The 11,721-nt window shown below is 55.3% G+C and carries 18 protein-coding genes and 1 pseudogene; all 19 read left to right on the top strand.

The features are described from left to right. Positions 1–2: 2 nt before the first annotated feature. The 19 genes and pseudogenes from ACQ86N_RS33205 (at position 3) to ACQ86N_RS33115 (ending at position 11,563) form a co-directional block, all read left to right on the top strand. A complete protein-coding gene (locus ACQ86N_RS33205; protein ID WP_431210783.1) occupies positions 3–947 on the top strand; it encodes a four-carbon acid sugar kinase family protein in 945 nt (314 codons plus the stop codon). Positions 948–1,043: 96 nt separating this feature from the next. Continuing rightward, positions 1,044–1,412 carry a hypothetical protein gene (locus ACQ86N_RS33200; RefSeq protein ID WP_431210782.1) on the top strand — a complete coding sequence of 123 codons (369 nt, stop codon included), beginning with the start codon at positions 1,044–1,046 and terminating at the stop codon, positions 1,410–1,412. Next, positions 1,409–1,516 (top strand): annotated as a pseudogene (locus ACQ86N_RS33195) (hypothetical protein); the annotation flags it as partial. The gene ACQ86N_RS33200 and the pseudogene ACQ86N_RS33195, both read left to right, overlap by 4 nt. A 121-nt stretch (positions 1,517–1,637) precedes the next feature. Beyond that, positions 1,638–2,231 carry a sodium:solute symporter family transporter gene (locus tag ACQ86N_RS33190; protein WP_431210781.1) on the top strand — a complete coding sequence of 198 codons (594 nt, stop codon included), beginning with the start codon at positions 1,638–1,640 and terminating at the stop codon, positions 2,229–2,231. After that, the gene (locus tag ACQ86N_RS33185) at positions 2,216–2,845 is read left to right on the top strand and encodes a hypothetical protein (protein WP_431210780.1); all 630 of its coding nucleotides are present in this window, start codon (positions 2,216–2,218) and stop codon (positions 2,843–2,845) included. Before ACQ86N_RS33190 ends, ACQ86N_RS33185 begins: the two co-directional genes overlap by 16 nt. 147 nt (positions 2,846–2,992) lie before the next feature. Next, on the top strand, positions 2,993–4,159 hold the full coding sequence (locus tag ACQ86N_RS33180) for an acetylxylan esterase (protein ID WP_431210779.1): 1,167 nt from the start codon (positions 2,993–2,995) through the stop codon (positions 4,157–4,159). Next, the gene (locus tag ACQ86N_RS33175) at positions 4,156–4,311 is read left to right on the top strand and encodes a hypothetical protein (protein ID WP_431210778.1); all 156 of its coding nucleotides are present in this window, start codon (positions 4,156–4,158) and stop codon (positions 4,309–4,311) included. The genes ACQ86N_RS33180 and ACQ86N_RS33175 overlap by 4 nt, the downstream gene beginning before the upstream one ends. After that, on the top strand, positions 4,295–4,468 hold the full coding sequence (locus ACQ86N_RS33170) for a hypothetical protein (RefSeq protein WP_431210777.1): 174 nt from the start codon (positions 4,295–4,297) through the stop codon (positions 4,466–4,468). Before ACQ86N_RS33175 ends, ACQ86N_RS33170 begins: the two co-directional genes overlap by 17 nt. Further along, positions 4,465–5,196, top strand: coding sequence for a hypothetical protein (locus tag ACQ86N_RS33165; RefSeq protein ID WP_431210776.1), 732 nt, complete (start codon positions 4,465–4,467; stop codon positions 5,194–5,196). Before ACQ86N_RS33170 ends, ACQ86N_RS33165 begins: the two co-directional genes overlap by 4 nt. Before the next feature lie 49 nt (positions 5,197–5,245). Beyond that, a complete protein-coding gene (locus tag ACQ86N_RS33160) occupies positions 5,246–5,431 on the top strand; it encodes a hypothetical protein (RefSeq protein WP_431210775.1) in 186 nt (61 codons plus the stop codon). Continuing rightward, on the top strand, positions 5,391–5,606 hold the full coding sequence (locus ACQ86N_RS33155; RefSeq protein ID WP_431210774.1) for a hypothetical protein: 216 nt from the start codon (positions 5,391–5,393) through the stop codon (positions 5,604–5,606). Before ACQ86N_RS33160 ends, ACQ86N_RS33155 begins: the two co-directional genes overlap by 41 nt. A gap of 13 nt (positions 5,607–5,619) precedes the next feature. Next, complete coding sequence (locus tag ACQ86N_RS33150) at positions 5,620–6,000, top strand: hypothetical protein (protein ID WP_431210773.1); 381 nt, start codon at positions 5,620–5,622, stop codon at positions 5,998–6,000. A 35-nt stretch (positions 6,001–6,035) separates the two neighbouring features. Then, on the top strand, positions 6,036–6,203 hold the full coding sequence (locus ACQ86N_RS33145; RefSeq protein WP_431210772.1) for a hypothetical protein: 168 nt from the start codon (positions 6,036–6,038) through the stop codon (positions 6,201–6,203). A gap of 30 nt (positions 6,204–6,233) precedes the next feature. Then, entirely contained in the window at positions 6,234–6,959 is a 726-nt protein-coding gene (locus ACQ86N_RS33140; RefSeq protein ID WP_431210771.1) for a Gfo/Idh/MocA family protein, read from the top strand. A gap of 4 nt (positions 6,960–6,963) precedes the next feature. Beyond that, a complete protein-coding gene (locus ACQ86N_RS33135) occupies positions 6,964–7,296 on the top strand; it encodes a Gfo/Idh/MocA family oxidoreductase (protein ID WP_431210770.1) in 333 nt (110 codons plus the stop codon). Beyond that, entirely contained in the window at positions 7,286–9,229 is a 1,944-nt protein-coding gene (locus ACQ86N_RS33130) for a sodium:solute symporter (protein WP_431210769.1), read from the top strand. Before ACQ86N_RS33135 ends, ACQ86N_RS33130 begins: the two co-directional genes overlap by 11 nt. 7 nt (positions 9,230–9,236) lie before the next feature. Further along, on the top strand, positions 9,237–10,442 hold the full coding sequence (locus ACQ86N_RS33125) for a hypothetical protein (protein WP_431210768.1): 1,206 nt from the start codon (positions 9,237–9,239) through the stop codon (positions 10,440–10,442). Further along, positions 10,327–10,956 (top strand): alpha-L-rhamnosidase C-terminal domain-containing protein, encoded by a 630-nt coding sequence (locus ACQ86N_RS33120; RefSeq protein ID WP_431210767.1) that lies wholly within the window; start codon positions 10,327–10,329, stop codon positions 10,954–10,956. The genes ACQ86N_RS33125 and ACQ86N_RS33120 overlap by 116 nt, the downstream gene beginning before the upstream one ends. Beyond that, positions 10,940–11,563 carry a glycosyl hydrolase gene (locus ACQ86N_RS33115; RefSeq protein WP_431210766.1) on the top strand — a complete coding sequence of 208 codons (624 nt, stop codon included), beginning with the start codon at positions 10,940–10,942 and terminating at the stop codon, positions 11,561–11,563. Before ACQ86N_RS33120 ends, ACQ86N_RS33115 begins: the two co-directional genes overlap by 17 nt. Positions 11,564–11,721 lie beyond the last annotated feature (158 nt).

Here is an 11,721-nt window from a genome sequence, read left to right as displayed (position 1 = left end):
AGATGATCTTACGGGGGCCGCGGAAGCCGGGCGGCATTGGTCTTCGTCATGGTCTGACGACGGAGGTCAGGAGGGCTGTGCCTGCTGTTTTTGACGGGGCGCTGCTGGTGATTGCCACGGATACGAGGTCGCATGCGTTGGAGACGGCGGTCGCGGAGATGCGGGATATAACCAGTTCGGTGCTGGGGGTCGGGCCTCAGTGGGTGTATAAGAAGACCGATTCTGTTCTTCGCGGGCATGTTATCGCAGAGTTGCGGGTACAGATGGAGGTGTTGGGGTTTTCGAGGACGTTGCTTATTCCGGCGAATCCGGTGTTGGGGAGGACGATCGTGGATGGGCATTATTTTTTGAATGGGGCGCCCGTGAATGAAAGCGCCTTTGCTGTAGATCCGGATTTTCCGGTTGTCAGCAGTGATGTACGGGAGATGTTGGGGGATTCGGGTGTGGTGGTTAGGAAGGTTGACGAGGAATTGCCGGATTCGGGGATTGTGGTTGGCGAGGTTGGTTCTGCAGAAGATCTTGAGGCATGGGCCGGGCGCGTAGTGTCGGGGACTCTGTTAGCGGGGGCTTCGGGATTTTTTGACGCGTTGCTTGCGATGCGGAGGGCGCCGGTGTTGTATGTGAGTGGAACGACGTATTGGGCTAACAAGCAAGGTTCGTTGGATGTGGGGGTGGTGGTGGAGTTGTTGAGAGGTGGAAAGGCTTTTATCACAGGAAGGAAGGAGGAGTTGGCGGAGGCGGTGGAGAAGATATTGTCGATGGTTCCGGTAGGGGAACTTGTTATTGAAGGCGGATCGACGGCTTATGCCGTATTGGAGCGGCTTGGTATCGACCGCCTCGTGCCTGAGCGGGAGCTGGCGCCCGGGGTGGTGCGGATGCGCGCCGCAGGATTTTATGTGACCGTCAAGCCGGGAAGCTATCCCTGGCCGGATGGTCTATCTTATTAACAGAACGAATTGACCATATGAAACAGTCGTTACATCTTCCTGATATTATTATCATCGCCGTTTTTTTGGCGGTGACCCTGTATCTGGGTTTGCGCTTTGCCCGGAGGGGCAATCCACACAGTCTTATTTTTTGGCCAGGGGCAAGGTTCCGGCCTGGGCGATCAGGATGTCGCTGTTGTCGAGTATGATCAGCAGTGTGACCTTTCTGGCGTATCCGGGGAAGGGTATAGTTCCAACTGGATCCTGCTGGTGCAGGGGTTGATGGTGCCGGTGGTCTTGCTGGGGATCATCTGGTTTGTGGTTCCGTTGTACAGGAAGATCATCGGACTGAGTACGTATGAGTATTTCGAACGAAGATTTGGTGTGTTTGCGCGGTATTATTCGTCGCTGGCATTTGTTCTCCGGCAGTTCTCGGCGATGGGGACGATCTTCTTTTTGCTGGCGCTTGCGCTGAGAACAACATGATCGGTTGTAATACGACGGCGATGATCGTGGCCATTGGCGCGGTGATCATCTTTATCAATCTGCTAGGGGGTATGGAGGCCGTGATCTGGCTGGATGTGTTCCAGGGGTTTTTGCTTTTTGCGAGCGGGATCACGTGTCTGTGTATTCTGCTGTTTACGGCGGCGGACAGTCCGGCTGAGGTGTGGCGAATTGCCGCGGCGAATCACCGTACCGGTTTCGGTCCTTATGACTGGAATTTTTACGCAGCTGACCTTTATCGTGATGGCGATAAATGGAGTTTTTTATGCGATTCAGAAATATGGCACCGATCAGACCGTGGTGCAGCGGTATCTGACGGCAAAGACGGACAAGGCGGCGATACGGGCTTCGCTGATGGGGGTATTGCTGACCGTGCCGGTCTGGATGCTGTTCATGTTCATCGGCACTGGTCTTTTTGTTTACTATAAGATTCACCCCATACCCACGGGAATACGGGCAGACGCCGTGTTCCCTTATTTTATCATGACGCGGCTGCCGACGGGGCTGGTGGGTTTTATCCTGTCTGCCATGACCTCGGCGGCCATCTGCAGTATGAGCGCCGATCTCAACTCGCTGGGTGCGGTAGGTGTAGAAGACTATTATAAGAAGCTGCGTCGCGGTCGGCCGGACAGAGAGTATCTGCTGGCGGGGAAGCTGATCGTTGTTGGGGCCGGGGTTATCAGTATCCTGATCGCCATGCTGTATGTCAATGCCGGTACGGACGGGGTGCTGGGGATTGTGTTTACGCTGTATGCCGTTTTCTCGGGGGGATCTCGGGGATCTTCTTGCTGGGTTTGCTGAGTTCGAGGGCGAACCGGCAGGGGATGAATATAGCGATCGTGGCCTGTATATTGTTTACGACCTATGCTTTCCTGACTTCGACAAAGGTGGGAGTTGGAGAGCATAAAACGCTGCTGCTGGATTGGGGCCGTTATAATTTTACGCAGCATAAACTGATGTTGGGGGTGTATAGTCATCTGGTGGTGATCGTGGTGGGCTATGTTGCTTCGCTGTTCTTTCCGAGGCCTGATATCGATCCAAACCTTTTGTTCAGCGGCTGGAGGAAGGCGAGGAGGTCTGCGCTTCGGGTGGTGACGGTTGTGCTGGTGTTGTTGTGTGGGGTTAGGGGATTTGGGCAGCAGCCGGAAAAGGTGCGATTTACGTATGAGGAGGGAAAGGCGATGCTGGATAGTATTGCCTCACGGTATCATAGTAAGAAAGAGTGGGAGGAGAGGAAAGTGGAGTTGAGGAGTTGTGTCTTGTCGAGGTTGGGGCTGTCGCCATTGCCGGCGCGGCCGGGGTCGAAGCCGATTGTTACGCCGTGGAGGAGGTTTGACGGGTATGAGGTGAGAGAATGTAGCGATAGAGATCCTTCGCGGGGTATATGTGAATGGGTCGTTGTACAGGCCTCTTAAGAAGGGGCGCGTGCCGGTGATCCTTTGTCCGGACGGGCATTGGGAGCGGCAGCGGTACCGGGCGGACTGTCAGATACGTTGTGCGGGGCTGGCGAGGATGGGGGCGATGGCATTCAGTTATGATCTGTTCGCCTGGGGGAGAGTCTGTTGCAATTCAAAACGGATGATCACCGTACGGGGCTGGCGATGTCGCTGCAGCTGCTGGCGGGGATGCGGATATTGGATTATTTGCTGGCGTTGCCCGAGGCGGATAAAAGTCGGGTAGCGATCACCGGTGGAAGCGGGGGAGGGACACAGACGGTGATGATGACGGCGCTGGATGATCGTATCAAAGTGAGTGTACCGGTGGTCAATTTGTCGGCCTATTTCTATGGCGGTTGTCCGTGTGAGAGCGGCGTCCCTGTACAGGCCTGTGCGGATGGGACGAATAATGTGGAGCTGGCGGCGATGGCGGCGCCGAGGCCGCAGCTGGTGATCACGGACGGGCATGACTGGACGGATCATATGCCCGAGCACGATTTTCCTTATTTACAGCATATGTACGGATATTATGGGGTCGGAGGGAATGTGGAGAATGTGCATCTGCCGGATGACAGGCACGACTATGGCGTGACGAAGCGGGTGCCGATGTACCGGTTCATGGTGCGGCATCTGGGTCTGGATTCGACGAAGTTGTTTGGTACGGGAGGTTTGGATGAGTCGCGTTGTGTGGTGGAGCCGGACTCTGCGCTGCTTGTTTTTGGGGCGCATGGGGAGAGCTTGCCCAAGGATGCTATCATCGGATTTTCGGGTTTGGAGAAGGAGTGGGCAGGTCTTCATGGAAAGGGAGCGGGGTATCGGGTTGCCGTGGTCGACCTGATGCTGATCAAGAGACAGAAACTTGGGGCGTTTTCGCTGGCGAGGATGGTTGGCGCCGATGGAGTGGAGGTGGATATGGGGGGACTGGGAAATAGAGAGACGTTTGAGAACGCGCTGAGTTCCGATTCGGTCAGGGAGCGGTTTATGGACACTGCTTCACGGCTGGGATTGGACATTTGTTCGTTGGCGATGACGGGGTTTTATTCGCAAAATTTTTGCCTTGCGGCCGACGTGGCGGCGAAATATGAAGACTGCATAGCCACGATGAAGGCGATGCGTGTGAAGGTGGGGTTTTTGCCGTTGGGGGTCAATGCCGATCCGGGCAAGCATCCGGAGCTGCGGGACAGTGTTGTGGCGAGGCTGAGGGTGGCTGGGCGGCTGGCGGCTGATGCGGGTGTCGTGATCGGGATAGAGACGACGCTGCCGGCTGCCGGAAGAAGTCGGACTGTTGGATGAAATTGGTTCGCACTGGGGTGAAGAGTTATTTCAATTTCGCGAATGCGGTGGAGGGGCGTCGGGATATATCGGAGGAGTTGCGGACGCTCGGGAAGGGGCAGGATCTGTCAGATACACTGTACGAATACGAATGGGGTGTGGCTGCAGAATGACAGCGCGATCGATATGCGGAAGGTGAGGGCGACGCTGGACGGCATGGGGTGGAGTGGATGGCTGGTGGTGGAGAGGAGCAGGGATGCGAAGGACGTGCATAATGTGAAGTCGAATTTTGGGGCGAATGCCCGGTATGTTAAAATGATATTTCAATGAAATGGTTTGCGGGGTTATTTTTTTTGATGAATGTAATGTGGGTGAGTGCGGCTGATATTTGGGTTTCGCCTTCCGGGAACGATGGCGGGGATGGTTCGCGTGAGTCGCCGATGGCGACGATTGGTGCGGCGTTGAGGAGGGCGAGGGAGATGAGGAGATTGAAGATGACGGATCGTGTGACCATTTGGGTTCGTGGGGGTGAGTATGTTTTGACGGAGCCGTTGTTTGTGCGGCCGGAGGATTCGGGGGTTACGATAGCGGCGGCGGATGAGGGTGTTGTGGTGAGTGGAGGGGTGGCGGTGAATGGATGGAGGAAGGGAAAGGGAGGGATATGGGAGGCGGATGCACCGGGACGGGGGTTTCGGCAGTTGTGGGTGAATGGGGTGAAGGCTGTCAGGGCGAGGGAAGAGGGGATGCCGCGGATATTGGGGGTGGACAAGAAGGAGCAGGTGATGTGGGTGCCTGCGGGGAAAGTGATGCCTTCGAAGCCGGACCAGGTGGAGATGGTGATCCATCAGATGTGGGCGATCGCGGTATTGCGGGTGAAGACGATCGAGAAAGTTGGGGACCGTTGGGGGTTACGTTTTGGGGAGCCGGAGGGGCATATCGAGTTTGAGCATCCCTGGCCGGCGGCGGTGATAGATAGTGGGCATAAACAAAATGGCAATTCGGCTTACTATCTGACGAATGCGATAGAAATATTTGGATCAGCCGGGGGAATGGTATGAGGATGTTTCGAAGGGGAAGGTTTATTATCTCCCGAGGGCGGGGGAGGATATGAACAAGGTTTCGGTGGTGGCGCCTTCTTTGACGACGCTTTTACAGGTGCAGGGGACGGTGGATCGTCCGGTGGTGGATATTTGTTTTAAGGGGATCGGTTTTTCGTATAGTACCTGGATGCGGCCTTCCGGAGCAGGGGCATGTGCCGCTGCAGGCAGGGATGTATCTGCTGGACGCCTATAAGCTGAAGATACCGGGGACGCCGGACAAGAAGGGTTTGGAGAATCAGGCGTGGATCGGCCGGCCGCCCGGCGCCGTCGAGGTGAGCTATGCATCGGGGATCCGGTTCGACGGGTGTAATTTTTCGCATCTGGCTTCGACGGGTCTCGATCTTGTGAGGGGTACGTCTTCCGGATAGTGTCAGCCGCTGTGTGTTCAGGGATATTGGCGGGACGGCTATTCAGGTCGGCGTCTATTCGGACCCGGCGTTTGAGACGCATCTGCCTTATACGCCGACTGACGCCAGGGAGGTTTGTCACGATGAGTATATCGGGAATAATCTGGTGACGGATTGTACGAATGAGGACTGGGGTTGTGTGGGTATCAGCGCGGGGTATGTACACGACGTCGATATCGAGCATAATGAGGTCAGCGAGGTTTCGTATTCCGGGATCTGTGTGGGATGGGGGTGGACGAGGGCGGTAAATTGTATGAAGAATAACAGGATCAGGTATAATTATGTACATCACTATGCGAAGCATATGTTCGACGTCGGGGGGATCTATACGTTGTCGGCGCAGCCGGGACGCTGATCGCTGAGAATTATATCGATTCTATCTATCATCCGGTGTATGCGCATGACCCGAAGCACTGGTTCTATTTTTATTTTGACGAGGGGTCTTCCTATATCACCATCCGGGACAACTGGTGTCCGGAGGAGAAGTTCATGCGTAATTCGAATGGACCGGGGAACACACTGGGAGAACAACGGGCCGATGGTGAAGGAAAGTATTAAAAAAGCAGCCGGAATACAAAAGCAATAACTATGTTAAGACTTGGGATCCTGGGATTGGGCGAGGGCAGGAGCACGATGTCCGCCGCGCTGAACAGTCCGAAATGGGAGTTGAAAAAAATATGTGATCTGAATGAAGAGTTGTGCCGTCAGCGGGCGGAAGAGTTCAATTTTCCAAATTATACGACAAGGTATCAGGATCTGCTGGATGATCCGGAGATCGACGTGATCGGGATCTATACGCCGGACAAATGGCATGCGACGCACGTGAAGATGGCGCTGTCACACGGAAAGCATGTGGTGTGCACGAAACCCTTTATCGACGATCCGGGTGAGGCTTCTGCGATATTGCAATTGTGCGGGACTACGGGCAAGCGGGTGTTTGTGGGGCAGAGTTCGCGGTTCTTCGAGCCGATGAAACGGCAGCGGAAGGACTATGAGGCGGGGCTGATCGGGGAGCTGATCACGATAGAGGCATATTATCATGCGGATCACCGGTGGTTCCTGGAGAAGGGCTGGTCACTGGAGAATTCTTTCAAATGGCTGTATGGCGGGTTGAGTCATCCCGTGGATTTTATCCGGTGGTATCTGCCTGATATCGAAGAGGTGATGGGTTATGGGATGCTGAGCGCGAACGGGAAGAAGGGCGGCCTGCACCATGCCGATACGATGCATTTTATATTCAGGGCGATGGACGGGCGTGTGGCGCGGGTTAGCGGGGCGTATACGGGGCCCGTGCAGCCGGTGGTCCGCGACTAGCGAGATGAGCTGTATCCTGCGGGGGACGGAAGGCTGCAGTCAGGCGGACTATATGGACCTGCGGTATGCGGTGACGACGAAGACGGGTGAGGAGCAGGTGGTCACCTGGGAGCATATGCTGAAGCACTATTTCCGATTTGAAGGCAAGAGTCATCATGCGGGGGAGTACCAGAACTATCTGGAATATTTTCACGACTGTGTCCTTTCGGGCGAGACGGCCTATCCGGACGCGCGGGAGGGGATCGGGACGATCTGTCTGCTGAAGGCCATGGAGGAATCATTGGCGACGGGCAGGCCGGTAAGGGTGGATAGCATAAAAGCGAAATATGATCTATAATTTCTTAAAGCCGGTAGATTTTGTGATCGTTGTGGTGTATCTGCTGGCGTTGCTGGCCATCGGGTACTGGGTGAGCTTTGTCAGGAAGAAAAAGGAAGGAGAGAATTTGTTTTTGGCAGAACGGTCGCTGGGCTGGGGGAGTATCGGGCTGAATATGTGGGGCACGAATGTGGGGCCTTCGATGCTGATCGCGTCTGCGAGCATCGGTTATACGACGGGAATCGTTGCGGGAAATTTTGCGTGGTATGCTTTTGTGTTCATTTTGTTGCTGGCTGTGGTGTTTGGGCCGAGGTATCTGGGGGCGAGGGTGTCGACTCTACCGGAGTTCATGGGGCAGCGGTTTGGGGAATCGACGAGGAGTCTGCTGGCGTGGTATACGCTGATAACGATATTGATCTCCTGGCTGTCGCTGGGGTTGTTTGCGGGCGGGGTGCTGGTGCGTCAGTTGCTGGGACTGCCGATGTGGCTTTCGGTGGTCGGGATGGTGGTGCTGGCGACGTTCTTTACCGCGGCTGGCGGGCTGAAGGCGATCGCCTATACGAATGTGTTTCAGATGCTGTTGCTGATTGGGGTATCGGGTTGTCTGGTGTGGATCGGGATAAAGAAGATCGGCGGGGTGCATGCGTTGTATGATTCGACGCCGCACAGTTACTGGAATTTGTTCCTGCCGGCGACGGACAAGGGGTATCCCTGGCCTGCTATCCTGCTTGGGTATCCGGTGATGGGAGTGTGGTTCTGGTGTACGGAACAGTCGATGGTGCAGTCGGTATTGGGGGCGAAGAGTCTGGAGCAGGGTCAGCTGGGGGCGAATTTTATCGGGTGGCTGAAGATACTGGATGTGCCGTTGTTCATTATACCGGGCGTAATTTGTTATATTCTTTATCCGCATCTGACCAATCCGGACGAGGCCTATTTGACTTTGGTGACGAGACTGTTCCCGCCGGGGATGCGGGGGCTGATCATTGTGGTACTGATCGCGGCGCTGGTGGGGAATATCGGGTCTTCTCTGAATTCTGTAAGTACTGTTTTTACGATGGATATCTATTTAAAGCGGTTTGCGCCTTCGGCCGGAAGCCGGGAGGTGATTCGGATCGGGCGTTATGTTACCGTAGTCGGGGCGTTAATTTCGGTGCTGATGGCGCTGGCGATCGATAATATCAAGGGGTTGAATTTATTCGATGTGTTTCAGTCGGTGCTGGGTTTTCTGGCTCCGCCGATGTCGGTGGCTTTTTTGCTGGGGGTGTTGTGGAAGGGGGCGACGGCAAAGTCTATCAATGGGGTGTTGACGGTGGGGACGGCGTTTAGTGTGGGGATTGGGGTGTGTTATCTTTGGGTTTGGCCTGCGTCGGTGTTTCCATGGCCGCATTTTTTGTTGCTGTCGTTTTATATTTTTTGTGTGATCCTGGTGGGGGGAGTGGTTTATTCTTTGGTGACGCGCCGCGGTGCGGCGCCGGCGGCGAGTTTAAAGTCTGCGGGAGCCGCTCCGCGGCTCCCGGCGCCAACGAGGAGGGTCAGAGTGTTGTGGGGAGTGTTGACTGGAGTGATGATTATTTTGTATTTGTTATTCAACGGGCATGCGGCAAAGGCGCAAGGCCCCGGGTGGATGACGTATCCGGGGGATTTTGAGGTTTGGATGGGTAACAAGATGCAGAACAGGAGGACGGAGAGGGGGACATTCTTCCCGCCGTTCTGGAGACTTGATAATCATTATGTGCTGGTGGATTATCGGAAGGAGGTGGAGTGTTTGTCGGATGAGGACGTGGAAATATTGACGGAAGGGAAATATAATTGCAAGGTAGATGGGAGGATGGTGAGTGGGGCGCCGGGGAGGCTGCATCTGGGAAAGGGAAAGCATGTGCTGGAGTTGAAGGTCTATAATCAGGAGTCGCCGCCGGCGTTGAGTGTGAGGTCCAGTGGGTTTTACGACGGATAGCGGGTGGATGGTGACGTATGAGGATAAGGAGTGGATCGATGCTTCGGGGAAGGCTTCGGATAAGTCGGGGACGGTCTGGTTACCGGCGGAGGTATTGCGGTTTGGGGTTCCGCCTTCGCAGTGGAGGTTGTCGGTGGAGCCGCGGCCGGCTGTGAGTGTGGCGAGGGGATCGGGTTCCTTGCTGGTGGACTTTGGGAAAGAGTCGTTTGGGTATCTGCGGCTGCATGGGGTGAAAGGGCATGGGAGGGTGTCATTGTATTATGGGGAGTCGAAGGAGGAGGCGTTGTCGGTGGACAGTTGTGAAGTTTTTGATAAGATCGGGGTTGTGGGTGACACGGTATTGACCGGATCGAGGGCATTCCGGTATGTGAATATTCGGTGTGAGGATGGGGTACAGGTGGATTCGGCGTCGATGCTGTTCGAGTATCTGCCGGTTGCGCAGCGAGGTAACTTTCGTTGTTCGGACCAGGACATTAATAAAATTTGGGATGTAGCCGCGTATACGCTGCATTTGAATACGAGGGAGTTCTTTATCGACGGTATCAAGCGGGACAGGTGGATCTGGTCGGGGGATGCCTATCAGAGCTATCTGATGAACTACTATCTGTATTTCGATTCTGCTTCTGTGACGAGGACCTTGTGGGCGTTGCGGGGCAAGGATCCGGTGACGAGCCATATCAATACCATCATGGATTATAGTTTTTACTGGTTCCTGGGCATTTATGACTACTATCAGTATACGGGGGATGCGAGTTTTATCCGGCTGTGTTATCCGAGGATGGTGAGTCTGATGAATTTTATCGAGGGTAGGCGGAATAAGAACGGGTGGCTGGAGGGTTTGCCGGGGGACTGGTTGTTTATCGACTGGGCGGATGGGTTGTCGAAGAAGGGGGAGGTGAGTTTTGAGCAGTTGTTGTATGTGAGGAGTCTGGAGACGATGGCGTTGTGTGCGGGACTGGCGGGGGATGGAGAGGCTTCGCAGAAGTATGGTGGGGAGGCCAGGGGACTTGAAGAAGAAGTTATTTGCCGATTTTTGGGATGGGCAGCGGATGGCTTTCAGGCATTCCAGTCTGGGGGGCATTACGCGATATTCGAATATGTTCGGGATCTTCTTCGGGTATTTCGATGCGCAGCAGCGGGATGCGGTGAAGAAGGGGGTGTTGCTGAACGACAGTATACAGAAGATAACGACGCCGTATATGCGATTTTATGAACTGGAGGCGCTGTGTGCGACGGGGGACCAGGGGCATGTGCTGAAGGAGATAAAGGATTACTGGGGTGGGATGTTGTCGCTGGGGGCGACGTCTTTCTGGGAGCAGTATGATCCGGCGGTGAAGGGGGTGCAGCGTTATGGGATGTATGGCCGGCCGTTTGGGAAGAGTCTTTGTCATGCCTGGGGCGCGAGTCCGATCTATCTGCTGGGTAAGTATTATCTGGGGGTGAGGCCGCTGGAACCGGGTTACCAACGATATGAGGTGCGGCCGGTTTTGGGAGGTCTGGAATGGATGGAGGGGGATGTGCCGACGCCGCATGGGAATGTAAGGGTATATTGCAGCAGGAAGGAGATCAGGGTGGGTGCGGTGAGTGGGACCGGGGTGTTGAGGTTCGGGAGCAGGACGCGGCCTGTTTGTAAGGAAGGGATAGTGCGTGAGGCAGGTAAGGGAAGTTATGAAGTAGACCTGGAAGGTGGGAAGGCGTATACAATCAAATATGTTGCTACGGAATAAAATATTGGTTTTTCTGCTATTGTTGAACGGCGCGGTTATGGCCCAGTCTTTTGACAGTGCGACGTTCGTGAATCCGCCGGAGGCGGCGCGGCCCTGGGTGTTCTGGTACTGGATGCAGGCGGCCGTGTCGAGGGAGGGGATAAGGGCTGATCTGCAGGCGATGAAGGAGGTGGGTATTGGCGGGGCTTATCTGATGCCCATCAATGGGGCGGGCAATCCGCCAATATATGAGCCCGCGGTGCAGCAGCTGAGTCCGTTGTGGTGGGATATGGTGAAGTATGCGATGAAGGTGGCGGACAGTCTGGGTGTTAAGCTGGCGATGCATGCCTGTGACGGGTTTGCTGTGGCCGGTGGGCCGTGGATCAGTCCGGCGCGGTCGATGCAGAAGGTTGTCTGGACCCGTGTGGGCGTGGATGGGGGAGGGTGGTGGATCTGCGGCTGCCGCAGCCGGAGACGGTTGCGGGGTATTATAAAGACATTGCGGTGTTGGCCTATCCGACGCCTGGGAGTTGGGAGGTATCGACAGATAATGTGGTGCCACGGGTTTCGACTTCTACGGGGAGGATGCGCAGTTTTTGGCAGAGCGGGGGAGGAAGGAGTCCTTTAAGAATGAAGAGGGTTGCTGGATACAGTATAGTTTCGACCGGCCTTTCATGTGCCGGACGATCGTGATACATGCCATTAATAACTATCAGGCCCAGCGGTTGTTGGTTGAGGCTAGCGATGACGGGGCAGTTTGGCGTCGGGTGGCGAGGCTGGAGCCGC

The organism is Puia sp. P3 (assembly GCF_050632245.1).
Lineage (GTDB): Bacteria > Bacteroidota > Bacteroidia > Chitinophagales > Chitinophagaceae > Puia.
This window is presented reverse-complemented; position numbering and strand designations above follow the sequence as displayed.